Below are 23,276 nucleotides of genomic sequence, written 5' to 3' on the forward strand. Positions count from 1 at the left end.
ATGCATAGCCCAGTTTCATCTCTCCCAGGTTTCCTTCTCCATTTACGCTGGTCGGCAAAGGAGGGCGCGTGATGCTGGATTACCTGATCCTTTGCGGTGCAGCCTTCGTTGCCGGTTTGATCGATGCCGTGGTCGGGGGAGGGGGCCTGGTGCTGGTGCCGACCTTGTTCTCGGTCTTTCCCAATACCGCACCCGCCACCTTGCTGGGAACGAACAAGGTGGCCGGGGTGATGGGCACCAGTGCGGCAGCCATCAATTTCGCCCGCAAGGTGGCCGTGCGCTGGAGCACCGTGACACCGGCCGCGATGGCCGCTTTTGCCTTTTCCTTCTTTGGTGCCTACGTCGTCACGCATATTCCGACCGAGCTGATCCGCAAGGCCTTGCCCTTCGTGTTGATTGCGGTGGCGCTCTACACATGGAAGAAAAAGAATTTCGGCACGACCCATGCACCTACGCTGACCGGCAGCCGTGAAATGATCTACGCCGCGCTGATCGGTGCGGCGGTGGGTTTCTACGATGGCGTCTTCGGTCCGGGCACGGGGAGCTTCCTGGTTTTCCTGTTTGTGCGCGTGTTCAGCTACGACTTTCTTTCGGCTTCGGCCGTCTCCAAGTTCGTCAACATCGCCACCAACCTGGCAGCCTTGTGCTGGTTTGGGTACAGCGGCCATGTGATCTGGCAATTGGGTTTGCTGATGGCCGTGTTCAACATTGGCGGTTCGCTGGTGGGTACGCGTCTGGCGATGAAACATGGCAGCGTGTTCGTGCGCAAGCTGTTCCTGGTCGTGGTTGGGGCCCTGATCCTGAAGTCGGGGTACGACGCTTTCCTCAAATAACGCAGAAAACTTCACCCGGTGTTTCACGTGAAACAACCGGCCCCCGCCCAGAAAGGCGGAGCGCGATGCTCCGCTTTTTTATTCATATCATCTTCCAAAGGACACAAACCGGCCCCTGTTTCACGTGAAACATCCCCAGCGAATGTTTCATTGATCAGCTCCTGCTATCGAAACCACCCCGTGATAGTGTCCGGCAGGGCAGGGAAGTGCGGTAAACCAACAGGCCAGGACCCTGCTGCCGACCCCGCCGGATAAAAGGTTTTATAATCTCGCCTCTGTTCTCACCTCTACGCGAGGCCCGCATCATGCTATTCCCCACACAATTTGACGTCATCGTCGTTGGCGGCGGTCACGCCGGCACCGAAGCTGCACTGGCCGCAGCACGCATGGGCCAGAAAACCCTGCTCCTGACGCACAACATCGAAACCCTGGGCCAGATGTCCTGCAATCCCTCCATTGGCGGGATCGGCAAGGGCCACCTGGTCAAGGAAGTCGATGCCATGGGTGGGGCGATGGCGATTGCCACCGACGAGGCGGGCATCCAGTTCCGCATCCTGAATTCCTCCAAGGGTCCGGCCGTGCGCGCGACCCGCGCCCAGGCCGACCGCATCCTCTACAAGGCAGCAATCCGCTCGCGCCTGGAAAACCAGCCCAACCTGTGGCTGTTCCAGCAGGCCGTGGACGACCTGATGCTGGAAGGCGATCGCGTGGTCGGTGCCATCACCCAGGCCGGTATCCGCTTTGCCGGCCGCGCCGTGGTGCTGACCGCCGGGACTTTCCTGGATGGGAAGATCCACGTGGGCCTGAACAATTATTCCGGTGGCCGTGCCGGTGATCCGCCCGCGGTGTCGCTGTCGGCGCGCCTGAAGGAATTGAAATTGCCGCAAGGCCGCCTGAAGACGGGTACGCCGCCGCGCATCGATGGCCGCACCATCAACCTGGCCATCCTGGAAGAGCAACCCGGCGACCTGGACCCGGTCCCGGTGTTCTCGGTCATGGGCAATGCCGCCATGCACCCGCGCCAGATGCCGTGCTGGATCACCCATACCAACAGCCGCACCCACGACATCATCCGTGGCGGTTTGGATCGCAGCCCCATGTACACCGGCGTCATCGAAGGCGTGGGCCCGCGTTATTGCCCCTCCATCGAAGACAAGATCCACCGCTTCGCCAGCAAGGATTCGCACCAGATCTACCTGGAACCCGAGGGCCTGACCACCCACGAGTTCTACCCCAATGGCATCTCCACCAGCCTGCCCTTCGACGTGCAGCTGGAACTGGTGCGCTCGATGAAGGGCATGGAAAACGCCCACATCCTGCGTCCCGGCTATGCCATCGAATATGACTATTACGACCCGCGTGGCCTGAAGTCCTCGCTGGAAACCCGCCAGGTCCAAGGCCTGTTCTTCGCCGGCCAGATCAATGGCACCACCGGCTATGAAGAAGCCGCCGCCCAGGGCATGCTGGCCGGCATCAACGCCGCCCTGCAGACCCAGGGCCGCGAAGCCTGGACCCCGCGCCGCGATGAAGCCTACCTGGGCGTGCTGGTCGATGATCTGGTCACGCAAGGCGTGCAGGAACCGTACCGCATGTTTACCAGCCGCGCCGAGTACCGTCTCTCGCTGCGCGAAGACAATGCCGACCTGCGCCTGACTGAAATCGGCCGTGAACTCGGCTGCGTCGGCGATGCGCAGTGGGAAGCCTTCGACAAGAAGCGTGAAGCTGTTTCACGTGAAATGGAACGCCTCAAGTCGACCTGGGTCAATCCCCGCATCCTGGCCGCTGCCGAAGCCGAGCGCGTGCTGGGCAAGGCCATTGAGCGTGAATACAACCTGCTGGACCTGCTGCGCCGTCCCAACGTGAGCTATGACAGCCTGATGGGCTTGACCGGCACCGAAGGCCAAGCCCTGGCCGGCCCCGGCATCGAAGATGGTCCGGTGCGCGAACAGGTCGAGATCCAGGTCAAGTACGCCGGCTACATCGCCCGCCAGGCCAACGAGATCAGCCGCCAGGATCACAATGAAAACCTGAAGCTGCCGGCCGATCTCGACTACATGGATGTGAAGGCACTGTCCATCGAAGTCCGCCAGAAGCTGAACAAGCATCGTCCGGAAACCCTGGGCCAGGCTTCCCGCATTTCCGGCGTGACCCCGGCGGCATTGTCGCTGCTGCTGGTGCACCTGAAGAAGGGCGGCCTGAAACAGCCGGCCAGCGCCGGTAACCAGGCTGCATGAAGAAAAATTCCGGGCACCGCCCTCGAACCAGATCAATACCAAGGCATCACGGATGAGCAACACTGCAGACCTGAACAATTTGACCCGCAGCCTGAAGGAAGGCGCCAAGGCCATGGGCCTGGCGCTTTCCGATGCCCAGATCGACAAGCTGATGGCATACCAGGCCCTGCTGGCCAAGTGGAACAAGGTCTACAACCTGACCGCCTTGCGCGACCCGGCGCAGATGGTGACGCACCACCTTCTGGATTCGCTGTCGGCGGTGTCGGCCTTCACCGGTGCCCGGCGCGTGCTGGACGTGGGCGCGGGTGGCGGCCTGCCGGGCATCGTGCTGGCCATCTGGGCAGCCGAGGCGCAGCCGCAGATGCGGATCACCCTGGTTGATACGGTGCAGAAGAAGACCGCCTTCCTCAACCAGGTCAAGGCGCAATTGCAGTTGGGCAATGTCACCGTGCTGCATGCGCGCGTGGAGCAGTTGCCTGTAGAGCAACAATACGATGTCATCACTTCGCGCGCTTTTGCGGAACTGAAGGACTTCGTTACCTGGTCGAATCACCTCCTGCAACAAGGTGGCAAGTACATCGCCCTCAAGGGCGTGCTGCCGCAGGATGAAATCGACCGGTTGCCGGCGGGGTGGCAGGTGCAGCAGGTGCAGCCCTTGCAGGTACCGGGCCTGGATGCCGAACGGCATCTCATCTTCATGGAAAGAACGACCTGATGAACAAACTGAAACGGGCCCTGGTGGCCACCATGGTCTCGATGGCGGCTTATGGCGCCCTGGGCATGGCGTCGCTCCACGCCCAGGAAGTCAAGACCGTGCCCTCGGTGGACCTCAAGCGCTATGCCGGCAAGTGGTACGAAATCGCCAAGATCCCCAACAGCTTCCAGAAAAAATGCATTTCCGGCACCAGCGCCGAGTATTCTGCGCGCGATGATGGCATGATCGATGTCGTCAACCGCTGCAAGACGGCCGAAGGCATCGATGAAGCCAAGGGCGTGGCGCGGGTGGTCCCGGGCAGCAACAACAGCAAGCTGGAAGTGCGCTTTGCACCGGCCTGGCTGTCCTGGATCCCGATGGTGTGGGGTGACTACTGGATCATGGACCTGGACGAGCACTACACCCTGGCCACCGTGGGCAGCCCCTCGCGCGAATACCTGTGGATCCTCTCGCGCACGCCCACCATCAGCGACGAGCAATACGAAAACGCCATCAACAACGCCACCAAGCAAGGTTTCGATACCTCGCGGGTGGTCAAGAGCAAGCCGTAAACCGGCAACCTGACATCAGGCCAGCGGCCCGGGCAGCAACCCGGGCCGCTCACATTCAAGGAGACCCACCATGCAGGCGATCTTTCATTCCCTCGGCATCACCGACATCTGGCAACTGATTGCCGCCACCATGGTGTTCCTGCTGCTGCCCGGCCCCGGCACCTTCTGCGTGCTGACCTGCGCCGCCAAGGGCGGACTGCGCGGCGGCTTCATGGCGCAAGCCGGCCTGATGCTGGGCGATATCGTGCTCATGTTCCTGGCCGCCGCTGGCGTGGCCGCACTGCTGCATGCCAATCCACTGTTGTTCCATGGCCTGCAATACCTGGGTGCGGCCTATCTGGCCTACCTGGGCGGACGTCTTTTGTTTGCAAGAGGGCAGGGCGGTGGTACAGTCGTACCCTTTTCCAACGCCGCAGAATTCCGGCGCGGCTTTCTGGTGACCCTGTTCAACCCGAAAGCCATCGTGTTTTACATGGCGTTCTTCCCGCTGTTCCTGGACCCCGCCACGCAACAGGGCGCGCTGACCTTCGTCACGATGGGCGCGGTCATCAGCTGCTGCACTTTCCTCTATGGCAGCTTCCTGATCTTCGTCGGCAATGCCGCCGCCCGCCGGATGGCCCGCAATCGCACCATCGCCAAACTGGCTTCGCGCGCGGCAGGTATTTTCCTGATCGGGTTCGGCATCAAGCTGACCACGCAATAACGCTCACATAACAAAGATATGGCAAAAATATTTTGTGTCGCCAACCAGAAAGGTGGCGTAGGCAAGACCACCACCGCAGTCAATCTCGCGGCTGGACTGGCGCAACTGAACCAGCGCGTGCTGCTGGCCGACCTCGACCCGCAGGGCAATGCCACCATGGGTTCGGGCGTGAACAAGGCGACCCTGGAAGGCTCGATCTATGAAGTGCTGCTGGGCATGTCCGACATTCGCAGCGTGCGCAAGCGTTCCGACGCGGGGGGCTTCGACGTGCTGCCGGCCAACCGCGAACTGGCCGGCGCCGAAGTGGAAATGGTGGAACTGGAACAGCGCGAAGCACGCCTGAAGCTGGCCTTCGCCCAGGTCGCGGACGACTATGACTTCATCCTCATCGACTGCCCGCCTGCACTCTCGATGCTGACCCTCAACGGCCTGTGCTCGGCGCATGGCGTCATCATCCCGATGCAGTGCGAGTACTACGCGCTGGAAGGGCTGTCCGATCTGGTCAACACCATCAAGAAGGTGCACGCCAAGCTGAACCCGGAACTGAAGGTCATTGGCCTGTTGCGCGTGATGTTCGATCCGCGCATGACGCTCTCCCAGCAGGTCTCGGACCAGCTGGAACAGCACTTCGGCGACAAGGTCTTCAAGACCGTCATCCCGCGCAACGTGCGACTGGCCGAAGCGCCCTCGTATGGCTTGCCGGGCGTGACCTTCGATCCGCTGTCCAAGGGCGCACAGGCTTACATCGCCTTCGGGGCGGAAATGGTCGAGCGCATCAAGACGCTGTAATTCACGCTGTAACCGGCTCCGTCATCACGCATCGTTTTTCATCAGGCACTCGCATGGCAACTCTACCGAAAAAATCCAAGGGTCTGGGACGCGGACTGGACGCGCTCCTGGGCGGATCGTCCGACATCACCGAAGAAGTCCAGGCGCAGGCTGCGCAGGGCTTGCCGACGGTGATGCCGGTCACCGAACTGCAGGCCGGCAAGTACCAGCCGCGTACCCGCATGGACGAAGGCGCGCTCAATGAGCTGGCCGCCTCGATCAAGGAACAGGGCTTGCTGCAGCCCATCCTGATCCGCGCCATCGGCCAGAAGAATGGCAAGGATCTCTACGAGATCATCGCCGGTGAACGTCGCTTCCGCGCGGCCAAGATCGCCGGGCTGACCGAGGTACCGGTGCTGGTCAAGAACGTGGATGACCAGACCACGGCCGCCATGGCCCTGATCGAAAACATGCAGCGTGAGGATCTCAATCCCCTGGAAGAAGCCCAGGGTATCCACCGCCTCATCACCGATTTCGCCTTCACCCACGAACGCGCGGCACTGGCCGTGGGCCGTTCGCGCAGTGCGGTGTCCAACCTGCTGCGTCTGCTCAATCTGGCCAAGCCGGTACAGACCATGCTCATGGCCGGCGACATCGACATGGGCCATGCCCGTGCCCTGCTGGCCGTCGATTCCGCGACCCAGATCCAGCTGGCCAACCAGATCGTGGCCAAGCGCATGTCGGTGCGCGATGCCGAAAAGCTGGTCACCCGCGCCAGTGCGGAGCAGGCCGCCAAGCCGCGCGAGGTCAAGGACAAGTCACGCGACATCGCGCGCCTGGAAGAAGAACTCTCGGACCTGCTGGCCACCCAGGTCAGCATCAAGACCGGTGCCCGCAACAAGGGCCAGCTCATCATCAACTTCAATGACCTCGATGCACTCGATGGGGTGATCGCGCGTCTGCGCGGGGAGTCGGTGGAGAGCTGATCGCATCAGCAAGACGCACCAAATAAAATGGGCTGCCCGATTCAGAGCAGCCCATTTTTTTATATAAATAATTTTCAGGATGGCAGCCGTTTCGCAGCACTCACTCTACCGTTCGACCTGAGTAGGCCCTTTCAGGGCCGTATCGAAGGCACGCCGATGGTGGAGCACAGGGCGTAGCCTCAAAAAGTCCGCTGCACATCCGAACGCGGCGGCAACTGATAGCTCCAGGTCTCGGTGAGCGGCTTGCCATTGGCGGTCAGTGCGGCGCGCAATTCCACTGCCTGCGAAACGTTACGAATCTTCACCCGCAGCGTGAGGCGCCAGCCGTTGATGGCCGGATTGGGCTGCAATTGGGCATCGATCAATTCGCCGTTGTTCGAAACGTTCACCTGGGGCTGAACCGCCGTCCCTGCGGGCAGCGTACCCAGTTGCCCGCCCGTGAAGTCCACCAGCAAGGCCGTGGTGCCGTCGAAGGCGCGGATCAGGTTGGCTTGCGTGAGCTCGCCATCGGTATGGAAGGTCTGCTTGACCCAGCCCACTTCATTGTTGAGGATGGCCGGTTCATCCATGGTCCAGTGGATGCGATAGTCATAGGCCAGCGGCGTACCGCGCGGCGGCAGTTGCGAAGGCAGCCAGTAGGCCACGATGTTGTCGTTGGTCTCGTCGGCGGTGGGAATCTCCACCAGCTGCACGGCACCACGGCCCCAGTCACCCTTGGGCTCGATCCAGGCCGAGGGACGCAGGTCGTAGCGATCCTTCAGGTCTTCATAGGAGGCGAAATCGCGGCCCCGCTGCAACAGCCCGAAGCCGCGCGGATGGGTCACTTCGAAGGAACTCACTTCCACGTTCTGCGGATCGTTCAAGGGGCGCCACAGCCACTCGCCAGTGCCGGTATGGATCGCCAGGCCATTGGAGTCATGGATGGCCGGACGGAAGTTGCGGCGCGAGGATTGCTGGTTGGGACCGAAGAGGAACATGCTGGTCAGCGGCGCAATGCCCAGGCGACCCACGTCAGCACGCAGGAAGACGCGTGCCTGCACATCCAGCAGGGCATCCTTGCCGGGCGTGAGCGTGAACTTGTAGGCGCCGGTAGCGCGCGGCGAATCCAGCAGCGCGTAGAAGGTCAGCTGCTTCTCGCCCGCAGCCGGACGCTGGATCCAGAATTCGGTGAAGTGCGGGAATTCCTCACCGCTCAGCATGGCCGTGTCGATGGCCAGCCCGCGTGCCGACAGACCATACACCTGGCCCTTGCCGATCACGCGGAAATAGCTCGCACCGAGCACGCTCATGACCTCATCTTCCTTGTCATCGCGGTTGAGCGGATAGACCACGCGGAAGCCCGCATAGCCCAGGTGCGCGGTGCTGTCCTTGGCCAGCGCCAGGTCGCCGAAGTTGAAGCGGTCGGTGCTGTAGTTCACGTCCTGCACGCGGCCATCGACGATTTCGTGGATGACCACCGGCGCGTTGAACTGCATGCCCTGGTGATAGAAGGCCAGCTTGAAGGGCGTGGGTTGGTTGCGCCACTCGAACTTCTCGCTCTTGGGCTGGATCTTCATGTAATCGGCGAACTGCATCGCCGCGAAGGTCGGCGAGAGATTGCTCACCGGTTTTTGATAGGGTTTGGCGGCCAGCGCCTGGGCGCGCGCCACGGCCTGGTTGAGGTCGAAGCCCTGACTGCTCTGGGCCTGCACCGAGGTGGCCAGCAGCGTGGCCGACAGCATCAGGCCTTGCAGCACAGGCCATTTCCATCCATGTTTGATCAACGCATTTCTCCACAAAGAAACGGCACACCCTGTGTGCCGCCATGCGCCTGCCTCTCCGGCAGGCATCAAAACAGAATAATATAGCGAACCGTCGCGCCGGCTAAGCATCATAGAAGACAATCAATTCATGCTCCAGCCGGCAACATCCCCTGCGATGGGCCGCCGCTCACCTTCTTGTAGAGGCCGGCGCGCCGCCAAAGTTTAAAAAAGAGAGAGGAAACCCGTGTCCCACAAGCTTACCGAGCGGCAAGCCGCGCGATCGCGCCGCCCCCGCCTGGCCCTGGCCATGACCCTGTGCGCGCTGGCCTGCAGCGCCGCCCTGACCGGCCCGGCGGCCCATGCACAAGCCAATATGGCCTTGCTGGGCGACAAGACCGCCTTCATTGATGACCTGCTGCGGCAGATGACGCTGGAAGAAAAGATCGGGCAATTGCGGCTCATCAGTATCGGCCCCGAGATGCCCGCCAAGAAGCTGGCCGAGGAACTGGCGGCCGGCCGTGTGGGCGGCACCTTCAATTCCATCACCCGTCCCGAGAACCGTCCGCTGCAGGACGGTGCCATGCGCTCGCGGCTGAAGATCCCGATGTTCTTTGCGTATGACGTCATTCACGGGCATCGCACTACTTTCCCTATCGGCCTGGGCCTGGCCTCCAGCTGGGACATGGACGTGGTGGCCCGCACCATGCGCATCGCTGCCGAAGAAGCCGCCTCTGACAGCATCGACATGACCTTCGCACCCATGGTCGACATCAGCCGCGATCCCCGCTGGGGTCGCACCTCCGAAGGCTTTGGTGAAGATCCCTACTTGGTCTCGCGCATTGCCGAAGTCTCGGTGCACGCCCTGCAGGGCGACAGCAAGCCCATCGCCGCCAACCGCCTGATGGCCAGCGTGAAGCATTTTGCGCTGTATGGCGCAGTCGAAGGCGGACGTGACTACAACGTCGTCAACATGGACCCGCAGCGCATGTACAACGACTACCTGCCGCCATACCGTGCCGCCATCGATGCCGGCGCGGGTGCGGTGATGGTGGCGCTCAATTCCATCAATGGCACCCCGGCCACTTCCAACACCTGGCTGCTGCAGGACCTGTTGCGCCGCGATTGGGGCTTCAAGGGGCTGACCGTTTCCGACCACGGTGCCATCACCGAACTGGTCAATCACGGCGTGGCGCAGAACGATGCGCAAGCCGCGCGCCTGGCGATCAGGGCCGGCACCGACATGAGCATGGCCGATCAGGTCTACATCAAGCAGTTGCCTGAGCTGGTGCGCTCGGGCAAGGTCTCGCAGCAGGAGCTGGACAATGCCGTGCGTGACATCCTCGGCGCCAAGTATGACCTGGGCCTCTTCAAGGACCCGTACGTGCGCATCGGCCGCGCGGCCGATGATCCGCCCGACGTCTATGCCGACAGCCGCCTGCATCGCCGCGACGCGCGCGAAGTGGCGCAGCAGTCCATGGTGCTGCTGGAAAATCGCAACGCCGCGCTGCCGCTGAAGAAGACCGCGCGCATCGCCCTGGTCGGACCGCTGGCCGATTCGCACATCGACATGCTGGGCAGCTGGTCCGCTGCCGGCAAGGACCAGCAGACCATCACCCTGCGCCAGGGTTTGCAGAATGCCCTGGGTGCGCAAGGCAAGCTGGTCTATGCACGCGGCGCCAACATCACCGAAGACAAGCGCATCGTCGACTATCTCAACTTCCTGAACTGGGATGATCCGGAAGTGGTGCAGGACAAGCGCAGCCCCAAGGCCATGATCGATGAGGCGGTGAAGGCCGCCCGCCATGCGGATGTGATCGTGGCCGCCGTGGGCGAGTCGCGCGGCATGTCGCACGAGTCCTCCAGCCGCACCTCGCTGTTGCTGCCGCAGAGCCAGCAGGACCTGCTCACGGCGCTGAAGGCCACCGGCAAGCCGCTGGTACTGGTGCTGATGAATGGTCGTCCGCTCGATCTCAATTGGGCGCGCGAGAATGCCTCGGCCATCCTGGAGACCTGGTACACCGGCACCGAGGGCGGCAATGCGATTGCCGACATCCTCTTCGGCGACGTCAATCCTTCCGGCAAGCTGCCCATCACCTTCCCGCGTTCGGTGGGCCAGATCCCGAGCTACTACAACCATCCGCGCGTGGGCCGTCCCTATACCGAAGGCAAGCCGGGCAACTACACTTCGCAGTACTTCGATGAGCCCAATGGTCCGCTGTATCCATTCGGATACGGCCTGAGCTATACCGAATTCAAGCTCTCCGACGTGCGCCTGTCGCAAGCCAGCATGACCGCTGATGGACAAGTGCAGGCCAGCGTGACGGTCAAGAACATCGGACGCCGCGCCGGCGCCACCGTGGTGCAGTTGTACATCCGCGACGTGGCCGCCTCGGTGGTGCGTCCGGTCAAGGAATTGAAGGACTTCCGCAAGGTGATGCTGCAGCCGGGCGAAGAGAAGGAAGTACAGTTCAACATCGATCGCAAGGCGCTGTCCTTCTACAACGCCAGGCTGGAGTACGTGGCCGAGCCGGGTGAATTCCAGGTGCAGATCGGGCTGGATTCCAAGGACGTGAAGACGGCTTCGTTCAATCTGCAGTAAGCCAGTTCACCAAGAAAAAAGGGCGCACCGCCGGGTGCGCCCTTATCGTTTGTGGATCGATATAAATGATATAAATCATTTATACATGGATGGCATCACGCCGTCATCACCGCATCCTCTTCCTCTTCACCCAGGAAGCCGCCACTCTGGTGCGACCACAACCGTGCATACAAGCCATTGGCCGCCAGCAGTTCGGCATGCGTGCCTTGCTCGACGATGCGTCCCTGGTCCAGCACGATCAGGCGATCCATCGCCGCGATGGTCGAGAGACGGTGCGCAATCGCCACCACGGTCTTGCCTTCCATGAGCTTGTAGAGCGAGGTCTGGATGGCCGCTTCCACTTCCGAATCGAGCGCGCTGGTGGCTTCGTCCAGCAGCAGGATGGGGGCATCCTTCAACATCACGCGGGCAATCGCGATGCGCTGGCGCTGGCCGCCGGAGAGCTTCACGCCGCGCTCGCCTACATGCGCGTCATAGCCGGTGCGGCCCTTGGCATCGGCCAGGGTGCCGATGAAGTCGTGTGCCTCGGCGCGTTCGGCGGCGTGGATCATCTCGGCGTCGCTCGCATCCGGACGGCCATAGGTGATGTTCTCCCGCACGGAACGATGCAGTAGCGACGTATCCTGGGTCACCATCCCGATCTGCGCGCGCAGGCTGTCTTGCGTGACGTGGGCGATGTCCTGGCCATCGATGGTGATGCGGCCACCCTCGATATCGTAGAAGCGCAGCAGCAGGTTGACGATGGTCGACTTGCCGGCGCCGGAGCGGCCCACCAGCCCGATCTTTTCACCGGGGCGGATCATCAGGTCCAGCTTGTCCACCACCGGACGCGGCGCAGCACCGCCATAGCTGAAGCTCACGCCTTCAAAGCGCAGCTCGCCCTGGCGCACCAGCAGCGGCCGGGCATCCGGCGCATCCTTGACCTCGTGCGCACGCGCCAGGGTGTTGATGCCATCCTGCACCGTGCCCACGTGTTCGAACAGCGACGACATTTCCCACATCACCCAGTGCGCGATACCGTTCAGGCGCAGCGCCATGGCGGTGCTGGCGGCGACTGCGCCCACGCCCACCTTGCCCTGTGTCCAGAGATACAGCGACACCCCGGTCGCGCCGATGATGAGCACCATGTTCAGGAGATGGTTGACCACCTCGAAGCCCGAGACCAGGCGCATCTGGCGATTGACCGTGGTGAGGAATTCGCGCATGGCGCTACGGGCGTAATCGGCCTCGCGTCCTGCGTGCGAGAACAGCTTCACGGTGGCGATGTTGGTGTAGGCATCGGTGATGCGCCCGGTCATCAGCGAGCGCGCATCGGCCTGGTTGCGCGCCACCGCCGACAGGCGCGGCACGAAGTAGCGCAGCGCCACCGCGAAGGCGGCCAGCCAGATGAAGAAGGGGGCCAGCATCCACAGGTCGAAGCTGCCCACCACGCCGACCAGGGTGGCGAAGTAGATGGTGATGAAGACCAGGATATCGCCCACGATCATGCAGAAGTCACGCACGGCCAGCGCACTTTGCATGACCTTGGTGGCCACCCGTCCGGCGAACTCGTTCTGGTAGAAGCTCATGCTCTGGCTCAACATGAGGCGATGGAAATTCCAGCGCAGCAGCATGGGGAAGTTGCCGGCCAGGGTCTGGTGCTTGTACATGGTCTGCAGCGCGATCAGCAGCGGACTGGCGGCCAGGATCACCACCAGCCACACCAGGGTATGGCCTTCCTGCGCCCACAATTGCGCGGGCTGCACCTTGGCCAGCCAGTCGACGATGCGGCCCAGCGCAGCGAAGAGCAGCGCCTCGAAGACGCCGATGATGGCCGTCATCAGGGTCATGGCGGCAATGTAGGGGCGTACGCCCTTGGTACAGAACCAGATGAAGCGCATGAAGCCGCGCGGCGGCGGCAGCGGATGCGTGTCGGGGTAGGGGTGGACCAGTTTTTCAAACCAGCTGAACATGCGAGGGACTCCAAAAATCGGATCAGGGCCGACGGCGGTGCGGCAGGCGCAAAGACAGCCAGCAGGGCAGTGGCGCAGTCGGGCGTTGCTAGAACTCATTTCATGTGGCGTACCTGGGAGAATATTGCGCGAGGCGGTACGCCGTTCATGCGCGGCTGGCAGATCGCTGCGGCAGCAGGGCCGCTATCGTGATCCCGGGGCAGGCCGCGAAAAGATGGAAGCCGCATCATCTCATATGCGGCTGCCTTGCGTGTATCGGACAGGGGAAAAACACTTGTCGGAAAATCGGAATGGTCCGTATTGGACCATTTCGCGGCCAAGCTGCTTGTGCCTGCAGGGACGCCATCAGACGGCCGCTGGAGCGGCCGTCATGGCGCAGGCGTGCTGGGGTTTGTGGAGGACTTCCAGGGAGATCCGCAAGCGGGGCGTCCCGCTTATGCCGCCTTGCGCACCACTGACAATGCAGGGACGACCCGCAGCGGGATCTGCACGGTCTGCAGTATCGGAGCAGGGACCACTGCGTCCGGCGCGTCGAGCTGGAACACCCCCACGGCCTGGTTCAGGCTCACGGCCTGATCCTGCAGCGTGGCCACGGCGGCGCTAGCCTGCTCCACCAGCGCGGCATTGTGCTGGGTCACCTGGTCCATCAGCGCGATGGCCTTGTTGACTTCCTCGATCCCCAGGCTCTGCTCGTGGCTGGCCGCCGAGATCTCACCCATCACGTCGGTGACTTGCTGCACGCTGGCCACGATCTGTTCCATGGTATCGCCGGCGCGCTCCACCAGGCGCGTACCAGCTTCCACATTGCCCACCGAGGCATCGATCAACTGCTTGACCTCCTTGGCCGCCGACGCACTGCGCTGGGCCAGGTTGCGCACTTCGGTGGCCACCACCGCAAAGCCGCGTCCCTGCTCGCCCGCACGGGCTGCTTCCACGGCGGCATTCAAGGCCAGGATGTTGGTCTGGAAAGCGATGCCATCGATCACGCTGATGATATCCACGATCTTGCGCGAGGAAGTATTGATGGCGGCCATGGTATCGACCACTTCTTCCACGATGGCGCCGCCCTGTTTTGCGATGTCGGAGGCATTGCGGGCCAGCTGGTTGGCCTGGCGCGCGTGGCCGTCATTCTGCTTGACGGTGGCGGTCAGCTGCTCCATGGCCGAGGCGGTTTCTTCGAGTGACGCGGCCTGGTCTTCGGTGCGTGCCGAGAGATCGCTGTTGCCGGCGGCGATCTGGGCACTGATGGTGGCCACACCGGCAGCCGCATCGCGCACGTGGGTGACGGTATGGCGCAGGTTGCCGCTCATCTCGGAGAGCGCGGCCATGATGCTCTGGCGCTTGCCGCCCCCGGCTGCCGGTATTGCGGCAACGTGATACAGCTCGCCGCGATCCACCGCCAGCGCCAGCTGCTTGACCTCATCGGGCTCGGCACCCAGCGCGCCACGGATGCTGCGGGTAATCAGGGTGGCCAGCACGGCACCGGCCACCAGGGCCGCGCCCAGCAGCACCAGCATGAAGGCCTGGAAACCGTGGGCGGTACTGCGCGCCTTGGCGGACTCCACCTGGCTCATGTGTTCTTCCAGGTCGATGAAATGATTGATCGCGGCCAGCCATTCGACGAACGCCGGCTTGACCTGGCTCAGCAGCAGCTGGCGGGCGCCGTCGACATCCCCTGCGTTGCGGGCGGCGATGGTCTTGGCCGCCAGCGGCATGGCGCGTGATTCGATGGCCTTGATGCGCTCCAGGCTGGCGCGCTCATCGGCATTGACCTTCATGGTGGCGAAGACGTGATCGAGCGGCCGGGCCGATTGCTGGTAATCGGCATCGAGCTTGTTGATGAGGGCAATCACGTCCTTGACCTCGGGCTCGCTCACCAGGGTCAGGTCGCGCAGGGCGATGGCACGGTCGTGAACGCTGCCGCGGAAATTGATGGCATAGCGCTGCTTGACGCTGTTGTCTTCGCTGACGGTCGTCAGGCTGCCTTCGATGGCGCTGACCTTGGAAATGCTGGCCACCGTGAGCACCAGCATCATCGCCAGTACCAGCGCAAAACTCAGTGCCAGTTGGGCCGCGACGCTGAGCGAACGGCGCTTGGGGGAAAGGGGGGGCATGTGATTCTCCATGAGGGGGCGCATCGGTGCGGACGCTTGCAGGCCGCACAGGGGTTGATGTGCGGCAATATTGATCAGAAGCGCAGTCTAGCGGGGTTTGCGTGCGGGCGGGATTGATTGTTTCGATGCATTCAATAGCGCTGAATGCTGGATTGCAAAAGCATTAAGCTTTCCTTAATGCTTCTTCATCCTTCATTTACCCTGAGTTAAGCCTGAGTTAAGTCTTTTGCGGCAAGCTGGGCAGCAAAGAGGACACCACCATCAGGATTACGACATGACAGAACAATCCCCAGCCCCCTTGGCCACTCGCGCCAACCGTGCCAACCGTGCCAGCCGTGCCAGCCGCAGCGACATCTGGCACCTCATCAAGCCCTTCTGGGTATCGGAAGAGAAGTGGAAAGCCTGGGCCCTGCTCCTGTCGATCCTGGCCCTGAACCTGGGCATGGTCTACATCAACGTGCGGCTCAATTCCTGGAACCGCGACATGTACAACGTGCTGCAGTCGCGCGACTACGCCCAGTTCAAGTCGTTGCTGTGGCAATTCTCGGGACTGGCCTTCGTCTTCGTGGCCATCGCCATCTACAGCGTCTACCTCAAGCAGGCCCTGCAGATCCGCTGGCGCTACTGGATGAGCACGCGCTATCTCGACCGCTGGCTGGCGCATCGCGCCTACTACCGCATCGAGCAGGGCCAGGAGGGCCGCCTCTCCGACAACCCCGACCAGCGCATTGCCGAAGACCTGCACGCGCTTACCTCGGACACGCTCTCGCTGGTGCTGGGTTTCATCTCCAGCAGCGTGACCCTGTTCTCCTTCATCCACATCCTCTGGTCGGTGAGCGGGCCGCTGTCCTTCTCCGCCTTCGGGCAATCCTGGATCATTCCCGGCTACATGGTCTGGTTCGTGATCGCCTATGCCGCCATCGGCTCGGGCCTGGTGTGGTGGGTCGGCCGTCCGCTGGTGGACCTGAGTTTCAACCAGGAACGCTTCGAGGCCAACTTCCGCTTTGGCCTGATCCGCGTGCGCGAACATGCCGAGGCAGTGGCGCTGTATCGCGGCGAGCCGCAGGAACGTGCGCAGCTGACGGCCCGGCTGGACGACATCCGCGAGAACTGGTGGAACATCATGCGGCTGACCAAGAAGCTCAACGTGGCCGTCAATTTCTATGGACAGTTCGCGGTGATCTTCCCCATGCTGGTGTCGGCGCCGCGCTACTTCTCCGGCGCCATTTCGCTGGGCGTGCTGATGCAGATCAGCGATGCCTTCGGCCAGGTGCAGGATGCGCTGTCCTGGTTCATCAATGCCTTCACCACCCTGGCCAGCTGGAAGGCCAGCATCAACCGCCTGGCGGGTTTCCATGCCGACGTCCAGCGTGCGGCCGACATGCCGCGCACCATCGAGGTCGCCCCCCATGGCGGCAGTGCCGTCACGCTGCAGGGCCTGCAATTGTCCTTCCCTGATGGCCGGCCCATGATGGACAGCCTGGATGCGCGCGTGGAGTCGGGCGAGCACGTGCTCATCAGCGGTCCTTCCGGTTGCGGCAAGTCCACCCTGATCCGCGCCATGGCCGATATCTGGCCGTATGGCCAGGGCCGCATCGCCCTGCCGCAGGACGCGCCGGCGATGTTCCTGCCGCAGCGCAGCTACCTGCCCATCGGCACGCTGAGGGCGGCGCTGTCGTACCCGGCGGCCGAGGGCAGTTTCGATGATGCGCTCATCACGCGCTATCTGAACCTGTGCCGTCTGTCGCACCTGGCTGCTAGTCTCGATGTAGCGGCCAACTGGAGCCTGGCCCTGTCCCCGGGTGAGCAGCAGCGCCTGGCCTTCGTGCGCGTATTCCTCAACCGTCCGCGCCTGGTGTTCCTGGACGAGGCCAGCAGCGCCATGGATGGCGAGACCGAGGAAGCGCTCTATGCCGCCTTGCCGCGCGAACTGCCGGGCGTGACCGTCATCAGCATCGCGCACCGCGAAACGCTGGCGCGCTTCCACGACGTGCGCTGGAAATTTACCGCTGCGGGCGAGGGCCAGGGCCATCGGGTGGAGGCGCTGCCCATTGCCGCGTGAGGGGAGGGCCTTATACCGTTTTTGCATAGGGGCGTCGAAGCCCGCGTGACAGAATGGATTCATCGCGGCAGGGTTGCCGCCTTCACCCGCTCACACTCGATTACCGGAAAGCCCACCATGAACGATCCCATCGTCTATCTCAACGGCGAACTCACGCCCCTCTCCGAAGCCCGCGTCCCGGTGCTGGACCGCGGCTTCATCTTTGGCGACGGCATCTACGAAGTGATCCCCATGTATCGCCGCAAGGCTTTCCGTGGCCAGCAGCACCTGGCGCGCCTGTTCCGCAGCCTGGCCAGCATCGGTATTCCGAATCCGCATGATGAAGCCGGCTGGAACGGCCTCATCGGCCAGGTGGTCGAGGCCAACGGCCTGGAGGACCAGATGATCTACATCCAGGTCACCCGGGGCGTGGCCAAGCGTGCGCATGCCTTCCCCAAGGAAGTGGTGCCGACGGTGCTGATCATGAGCAATCCCATGGCCTTGCCGCCGGCCTCGGCCTTCGAGAAGGGCGTGGCCTGCGTGACGCTGGAAGACCGCCGCTGGCTGAACTGCCAGATCAAGTCCACCTCGCTGCTGGGCAACGTGCTGGCCGCGCAGTTCGCCGCCGAGCACCAGGTTACCGAAGCGATCCAGTTCCGCGACGGCTATCTGTCGGAGGCCTCGTCCTCCAACGTGTGGGTGGTCAAGGACGGCAAGATCTCGGCCCCGCCCAAGGACAACCTGATCCTCGAAGGGATTCGCTATGGCTTGATGGAAGAGCTGTGCGCCGAGCAGGGTATCTCGCTGCAATCGCGCCGCATCACCCGTGAGGAAGTGCTGGGGGCCGACGAGCTGATCATTTCCTCGGCCAGCAAGGAAGTGCTGCCGGTGGTGACGCTGGATGACAAGCCAGTCGGCAGCGGCCAGCCGGGGCCGGTGTTTGCCAAGGTGTATGCGGCTTATCAGGGGGCCAAGGCGCGGCTGTAACTAGACGTACTGAGCTCCGGTGAATGCATTGGGGAACAGGGTGGACTGCCGCTCCCGTGTGCGCAGTCCCGCGAGCTTGCCGCTCAGGCCAAGCTTGCCTTCGGCCTGCAGACGCGCGGGCGCAGCCATGCAGTCCACCAGGGTTTCGATCGCTTCCACGCTCTTGATGGCCTGGAAGCTGGTGGCCGGGTCGACGAAGACCCAGGAATATTTCTGGCGGCTCAGTAGCTCCATCACGTTAGCGAGGGTGCCGGTACTCCTGGCGTCCCAGATCATCAGGCCGGAGTCTGCCGCCTCTGCCATGGCAACGTCCTTGGCCGTGAAGAACGCGCGCGAGCCGGGCCGCTGCCTGGCATTTGCGCTACGCACCGGCCACTGACCGACATTGTTGCGCGGTGCATTGCCACTGCAGAACACGGTCACGCGTTGGTAGTCCGTCTCTCGAAGGAAGTGCTGGATGGCTGTGTCCGCACCATCTGCATCGCCCACCACGACATCGAAATCCTGGCGCACGATATTCATGATCCGTTCCTGGACCTTGGCGTGCAGACGATGGATGCTGATGGAGCCTGCAATGAAAACGGTGGTCATGGGCTTATCTCCAGGTGAGCGTTGCCACGAAAATGTCCCTGATTTTCTCATAGGAGCGCAGCACATCGCACGCGGCATTGATCGAAGCGCCACTATCGTACAGGTCGTCCAGCAGGAGTGCATTCCAGCGGCCCTCGCTGCGGATGAGGCGATTCAGAATGAGGGTATTGGCCAGCGCAGCCTCTTTTTCTCTGCGTGAGCCCAGGTCTTTCAGAAGCGGTGAGCCTGCCGCCTTGTTCAGCAGCGCGAACACCGGTTTGCCGACCAGCTTTCCCAGTGCATGAGCGATAGCCGCGACGGGTTGTTGACGGCGAGGATGAGAAGGCGCCATCGGCACGATCAGGCTGAAACCCGGCAGCAGAGGCAGGATGTGCGATTGCAAGGCCTGCGCCAGCGGCAGGACATGCCGGCGCTGCTGTCTGTATTTCAACTGATACAGCGCTTCTCCCACTTCAGTGCGCAGGGTGTGCCATTGCATGTGGCCATTTGCGCCATACCCGGCCGGGATGCTGAATAGGGAATGCTTGTCGAGGGCATAGCCGCGAGCAAAGCGACCATGTAGCGTTTTGATGTTGACTTGCATGAGACACCGCAGGTTGTCGGAAACGCCAAAGTCTTATGCGGTGCGCGATCCTCTTCAATCGCAATTGTTGGAAAGTTTGGAACAGATTTCCGGGCCTCATACGCGTGCGGTAATGTGCGCAACGCACGACAAGCACACGGATGCGATGGCTTTTGCGCACGCCACCCCGCCCGCATGGCGTAGAATGCAGGCATTCCCCACCCGATTCCCCCGCTTGAAGCCGGCCGGTTCATCCCCATCTGGGAGCATTGAAATCGGAGCGCCAGGCGGACAACGCCAAGGCGGTTTGCCATGACTATGCCCACTATTTCCCCTGAAGAATCCCTGATCGAGTATCCCAGCGACTTCCCCATCAAGGTGGTCGGGATCACCCATGACGCTTTCGCCGAGACCATCGTCGCCATGGTCGTCGAGCACGACCCCGAGTTTCATGCCGGCAAGGTCGAGATGCGTCCCTCCACCCAGGGCAAGTACCTCTCGCTCACCCTGACCGTGCGGGCCACCAGCCGCACCCAGCTCGACAACATCTATCGCGCGCTGTCCACGCATGAGATGGTCAAGTTCGTGCTCTGAGCTTTACCCGGTACGTACTCAACACGCACCCGAAACCGGCGCAGCCTGCAAGGCGCGCCGGTTTTTTCATGGGACGTTCACTTCTTGCGGCTTGACGTTTTCTGCACCATGCCCGGCCATGCCGACTGTGCCTGGAATTGCTGCATCTCTTCCACGATCCACTTCCTGAAGGCCGCCACGCCCGGCTTTTCCAGCCCCTCCGGCAGATGCACCAGGTAGTGCGCTTCCTCGCACAGCTGGGCCACGTCGAACAGCCGCACCAGGGTGCCGCTGGCGATCTCCTGCCAGGCAATGGTGTGCCGTGACAGCGCCACGCCTTTGCCCTCCACCGCATGGCGCAGCGTCAGCGAAGAATCCTCCACCACCAGCGTGCCGCGCGGCTCGGGCAGGTCCAGCCCGGCCAGGGTCAGCCAGGGTTTCCAGGATTCGCGCGTGTCCATGCGCAGCAGGGTGCAGTGGGCCAGGTCGGATGGTCGCGTGAGTTTCTTGTTCTGCTTGCCGCGATAGCCGGGGGCGGCCACCGGATAGTAGTAATCGTCGCTCAACTTTTCGGTGACCACGCCGCTGTACTGCCCGCGCCCAAAGCGGATGCCGATGTCCACCCCATCCAGCCGCAGGTCGGCCAGGTGGCTGCCGGATTGCAGCACCACTTCGATTTCGGGATGGGCATCGATGAACTTCCACAGGCGCGGCGCCAGCCAGCGTGAGGCGAAGGAAGGCGTGGCCGAGATCACCAGCCGCTGCTGGCGGGTCAGGCTGCGCAGGTGCTCGGCGGCCTGGGCGATCTCGCCCAGCGACTTGCGGATGGTCGCGGCGAAGCGCTCGCCGGTCTCGGTGATGGAAATGCGCTTGCCATGGCGATGGAACAGCTGCAGGCCCAGGTCTTCCTCCAGCGCGCGCACCTGGTGGCTGATGGCGCCGGGGGTGACGTGCACCTCTTCGGCCGCACGCGAGAAGCAGCCATGGCGGGCCGCCGCATCGAAGGCGCGCAGGGCGGCCAGGTTGGGCAATTTTCTCAGGTCGGCCATGCTGCCTCCTTGTGAATTCCATTAGCAAAGAAGGGCAATATATATCGTTTTGCCGTGCTTGCGGGCTTTCCTACAATGATGGCTCATCGCACATCATTCCAGGCATCTCCCGCTTGAAGCCGCGCCCACCAGGGCCATGCGGCAGGGACGCGGCTTGCCTGGCGTTTCAGACAGTCTCGCAGAGGAGTATCCGCCATGGCAATTTCATTCACAGATCAAGGCCCTGCCGCCCAGTTGCAGGAAGGCCAGGTCCAGACCCGCCGCCTGCAGGGTGGCGTGCGCATCCGGGTGACCTCCGGACTGGTGTGGCTGACCATTGCCGGCTGCCGCGAGGATATCTGGCTCAGGCCGGGACGCTCTTTCGACTACCACGGGCGCGGCGAGGCCATCTTTGAAGCCGTGCATGGGGCCGCCGAGTTTACGGTCACGCCTCTGCCTCCCAAGGATGATAGTAACGAGACGATACGTATCGCAAAGCTCCTGCCGCACGGTCTCATCCGCTGGTTCTGACGCGGGCAGCACCGAATTTCGCTACACTGGCGGGCATGCAAACCGCACTACCCACCGCCAGCGCTGCGCCTGCTGGTGCCCGCCGGCCCGAGATCGTCCGGCGTGGCGTCGAGCCCTACGAGGCCAGTTTCGCCGCCATGCGCGCCTATACCGATGCGCGCACCTCAGAATCTCCCGACCAGCTCTGGATCGTCGAGCATCCGCCCGTCTATACGCTGGGGTTGGGTGCCGACCGCGCCCATGTGTTGAATCCGCACGACATCCCCATCGTCCAGACCGACCGCGGCGGCGAGGTCACTTACCACGGCCCTGGCCAGGTGGTGATCTACCTGCTGATGGACCTGCGCCGCAACCGCAGTGGGGCGCGCCTGTTCGCCCGTGAATTCGTGCACAACATCGAAGAGGCGGTGATCGCCACGCTGGCGGCGTATAATCTGGCCGGTGTACGCAAGGAGGGGGCGCCCGGCATCTACGCTGCCGACGGCCCCTGGCAGGGCGCCAAGGTGGCCGCGCTGGGCTTGAAGATACGAGGCAACGGCTGCACCTACCATGGTGTTTCGCTCAACGTGGCGATGGACCTGGCACCGTTTTCCTGGATCAACCCCTGCGGCTACGAAGGCCTGGCCACCGTGGACATGCAGACCCTCGGGGCTGCCCACGCCCGGCTGGCCGATGTCCAGGACTTGCTTGCCGACCAACTGATCGCCCGCTTCGCGGGCATGGCTTGAGCCTCACGCGCCGCCAGCGCCAAGGCCGGAACGACCGACATGACTACCGAACTCACTCCCGCAGCAGATTCTTCCTCCAATGCCACCGGCTCGGCCCGCGCCAATCCGCTGGACAAGCAGAAGGGCGCCGGCAAGACCGCCTGGATCCCGATCAAGGTGGTGGCCGCCGAAAAGCTGAAGAAGCCGGACTGGATTCGCGTCAAGGCCGGCTCGCCGACCACCCGCTTCTACGAGATCAAGGACATCCTGCGCGCCAACAACCTGGTGACGGTCTGTGAAGAAGCCTCCTGCCCCAACATCGGCGAATGCTTCGGCAAGGGCACGGCGACCTTCATGATCATGGGCGACAAGTGCACCCGCCGTTGCCCCTTCTGCGACGTCGGTCACGGCCGCCCCGATCCGCTGGACCCCAACGAGCCGGAAAACCTGGCCAAGACCATTGCCCAGCTGCGCCTGTCCTACGTGGTCATCACCAGCGTGGACCGCGATGACCTGCGCGATGGCGGCGCCGCCCACTTCGCCGCCTGCATCCAGCGCGTGCGCGAACTGTCGCCCGAAACCCGCATCGAGATCCTGACCCCGGACTTCCGTGGCCGCATGGACCGCGCACTGGAAATCCTCAAGATGGCCCCGCCGGACGTGATGAACCACAACCTCGAAACCGCACCGCGCCTGTACAAGGAAGCGCGTCCGGGTTCCGATTACGAATATTCGCTGAGCCTGTTGAAGCGCTTCAAGGACCTGCATCCGGAAGTGCCGACCAAGTCCGGCATCATGGTGGGTCTGGGCGAGACCGACGAGGAAGTGCTGCAGGTCATGCGCGACATGCGCGCGCACAACGTGGACATGCTGACCATCGGCCAGTACCTGATGCCCAGCGGCGACCACCTGCCGGTGCGCCGCTACGTGCATCCCGACACCTTCAAGATGTACGAGGAAGAAGCCTACAAGATGGGCTTCGTGCATGCGGCCGTGGGTGCGATGGTGCGCTCGAGCTACCATGCGGATCAGCAGGCGCACGGGTTGGTCTGACGCCTT

The 23,276-nt window shown here is 62.9% G+C and carries 20 protein-coding genes; 14 read left to right on the plus strand and 6 right to left on the minus strand.

Annotated elements, in window-relative coordinates:
• Nucleotides 1-71: 71 nt before the first annotated feature.
• The 7 genes from ACVC5H_RS00435 to ACVC5H_RS00465 all read left to right on the plus strand — a co-directional run bounded on the left by ACVC5H_RS00435 (nucleotide 72) and on the right by ACVC5H_RS00465 (nucleotide 6,790).
• Nucleotides 72-833, plus strand: coding sequence for a sulfite exporter TauE/SafE family protein (locus ACVC5H_RS00435; protein WP_489622757.1), 762 nt, complete (start codon nucleotides 72-74; stop codon nucleotides 831-833).
• A gap of 305 nt (nucleotides 834-1,138) precedes the next feature.
• Entirely contained in the window at nucleotides 1,139-3,067 is a 1,929-nt protein-coding gene (mnmG, locus tag ACVC5H_RS00440; protein WP_489620475.1) for a tRNA uridine-5-carboxymethylaminomethyl(34) synthesis enzyme MnmG, read from the plus strand.
• Between the two features lie 52 nt (nucleotides 3,068-3,119).
• Complete coding sequence (gene rsmG, locus ACVC5H_RS00445) at nucleotides 3,120-3,782, plus strand: 16S rRNA (guanine(527)-N(7))-methyltransferase RsmG (protein WP_489620476.1); 663 nt, start codon at nucleotides 3,120-3,122, stop codon at nucleotides 3,780-3,782.
• A complete protein-coding gene (locus tag ACVC5H_RS00450) occupies nucleotides 3,782-4,333 on the plus strand; it encodes a lipocalin family protein (protein WP_489620477.1) in 552 nt (183 codons plus the stop codon). Before rsmG ends, ACVC5H_RS00450 begins: the two co-directional genes overlap by 1 nt.
• Nucleotides 4,334-4,403: 70 nt before the next feature.
• Nucleotides 4,404-5,036 (plus strand): leucine efflux protein LeuE, encoded by a 633-nt coding sequence (gene leuE / locus ACVC5H_RS00455; RefSeq protein ID WP_489620478.1) that lies wholly within the window; start codon nucleotides 4,404-4,406, stop codon nucleotides 5,034-5,036.
• Between the two features lie 18 nt (nucleotides 5,037-5,054).
• Nucleotides 5,055-5,825, plus strand: coding sequence for a ParA family protein (locus ACVC5H_RS00460; RefSeq protein ID WP_489620479.1), 771 nt, complete (start codon nucleotides 5,055-5,057; stop codon nucleotides 5,823-5,825).
• Nucleotides 5,826-5,878: 53 nt separating this feature from the next.
• The gene (locus ACVC5H_RS00465; RefSeq protein ID WP_489620480.1) at nucleotides 5,879-6,790 is read left to right on the plus strand and encodes a ParB/RepB/Spo0J family partition protein; all 912 of its coding nucleotides are present in this window, start codon (nucleotides 5,879-5,881) and stop codon (nucleotides 6,788-6,790) included.
• A gap of 179 nt (nucleotides 6,791-6,969) precedes the next feature.
• Here ACVC5H_RS00465 and ACVC5H_RS00470 read toward each other — a convergent pair whose 3' ends face one another.
• Nucleotides 6,970-8,511, minus strand: a complete 1,542-nt coding sequence (locus tag ACVC5H_RS00470) for a glucan biosynthesis protein G (protein ID WP_489622758.1) — start codon at nucleotides 8,509-8,511, stop codon at nucleotides 6,970-6,972.
• A gap of 265 nt (nucleotides 8,512-8,776) precedes the next feature.
• Between ACVC5H_RS00470 and bglX the strand changes: the two genes are divergently transcribed.
• Entirely contained in the window at nucleotides 8,777-11,131 is a 2,355-nt protein-coding gene (bglX, locus tag ACVC5H_RS00475; protein WP_489620481.1) for a beta-glucosidase BglX, read from the plus strand.
• A 95-nt stretch (nucleotides 11,132-11,226) separates the two neighbouring features.
• Here the strand turns inward: bglX and ACVC5H_RS00480 are convergent, their stop codons facing one another.
• Together ACVC5H_RS00480 and ACVC5H_RS00485 are read right to left on the minus strand one after the other, a co-directional pair.
• Nucleotides 11,227-13,083: an ABC transporter ATP-binding protein gene (locus tag ACVC5H_RS00480; protein WP_489620482.1), complete on the minus strand. Its 1,857-nt coding sequence runs from the start codon at nucleotides 13,081-13,083 to the stop codon at nucleotides 11,227-11,229.
• Nucleotides 13,084-13,517: 434 nt separating this feature from the next.
• Entirely contained in the window at nucleotides 13,518-15,197 is a 1,680-nt protein-coding gene (locus tag ACVC5H_RS00485; RefSeq protein WP_489620483.1) for a methyl-accepting chemotaxis protein, read from the minus strand.
• 274 nt (nucleotides 15,198-15,471) lie between these two features.
• Here ACVC5H_RS00485 and ACVC5H_RS00490 point away from each other — a divergent pair, with 274 nt between their 5' ends.
• Both ACVC5H_RS00490 and ACVC5H_RS00495 read left to right on the plus strand, forming a co-directional pair.
• Nucleotides 15,472-17,259 carry an ABC transporter ATP-binding protein/permease gene (locus tag ACVC5H_RS00490; RefSeq protein WP_489620484.1) on the plus strand — a complete coding sequence of 596 codons (1,788 nt, stop codon included), beginning with the start codon at nucleotides 15,472-15,474 and terminating at the stop codon, nucleotides 17,257-17,259.
• A 117-nt stretch (nucleotides 17,260-17,376) separates the two neighbouring features.
• Nucleotides 17,377-18,225, plus strand: coding sequence for a D-amino acid aminotransferase (locus tag ACVC5H_RS00495; RefSeq protein WP_489620485.1), 849 nt, complete (start codon nucleotides 17,377-17,379; stop codon nucleotides 18,223-18,225).
• On the opposite strand, the gene ACVC5H_RS00500 is transcribed toward ACVC5H_RS00495, so the two are convergent.
• Nucleotides 18,226-18,816 (minus strand): hypothetical protein, encoded by a 591-nt coding sequence (locus ACVC5H_RS00500; protein WP_489620486.1) that lies wholly within the window; start codon nucleotides 18,814-18,816, stop codon nucleotides 18,226-18,228. It abuts the gene before it with no gap.
• A gap of 4 nt (nucleotides 18,817-18,820) precedes the next feature.
• Nucleotides 18,821-19,399: a ComF family protein gene (locus ACVC5H_RS00505; protein WP_489620487.1), complete on the minus strand. Its 579-nt coding sequence runs from the start codon at nucleotides 19,397-19,399 to the stop codon at nucleotides 18,821-18,823.
• A gap of 291 nt (nucleotides 19,400-19,690) precedes the next feature.
• Here ACVC5H_RS00505 and ACVC5H_RS00510 point away from each other — a divergent pair, with 291 nt between their 5' ends.
• Nucleotides 19,691-19,972, plus strand: coding sequence for an HP0495 family protein (locus tag ACVC5H_RS00510; protein WP_338717343.1), 282 nt, complete (start codon nucleotides 19,691-19,693; stop codon nucleotides 19,970-19,972).
• A 77-nt stretch (nucleotides 19,973-20,049) separates the two neighbouring features.
• On the opposite strand, the gene gcvA is transcribed toward ACVC5H_RS00510, so the two are convergent.
• Nucleotides 20,050-21,000: a transcriptional regulator GcvA gene (gcvA, locus tag ACVC5H_RS00515; RefSeq protein WP_489620488.1), complete on the minus strand. Its 951-nt coding sequence runs from the start codon at nucleotides 20,998-21,000 to the stop codon at nucleotides 20,050-20,052.
• Between the two features lie 195 nt (nucleotides 21,001-21,195).
• Here gcvA and ACVC5H_RS00520 point away from each other — a divergent pair, with 195 nt between their 5' ends.
• Genes ACVC5H_RS00520 through lipA form a run of 3 tightly spaced genes read left to right on the plus strand, consistent with a single transcriptional unit; the run spans nucleotide 21,196 to nucleotide 23,270 of the window.
• Nucleotides 21,196-21,510 (plus strand): DUF2917 domain-containing protein, encoded by a 315-nt coding sequence (locus ACVC5H_RS00520; RefSeq protein WP_489620489.1) that lies wholly within the window; start codon nucleotides 21,196-21,198, stop codon nucleotides 21,508-21,510.
• 35 nt (nucleotides 21,511-21,545) lie between these two features.
• On the plus strand, nucleotides 21,546-22,238 hold the full coding sequence (gene lipB, locus ACVC5H_RS00525) for a lipoyl(octanoyl) transferase LipB (RefSeq protein ID WP_489620490.1): 693 nt from the start codon (nucleotides 21,546-21,548) through the stop codon (nucleotides 22,236-22,238).
• Nucleotides 22,239-22,277: 39 nt separating this feature from the next.
• Nucleotides 22,278-23,270, plus strand: coding sequence for a lipoyl synthase (gene lipA, locus ACVC5H_RS00530; protein WP_008333855.1), 993 nt, complete (start codon nucleotides 22,278-22,280; stop codon nucleotides 23,268-23,270).
• The last annotated feature ends 6 nt before the right edge of the window (nucleotides 23,271-23,276 follow it).

Source organism: Herbaspirillum sp. Her3, assembly GCF_057961275.1.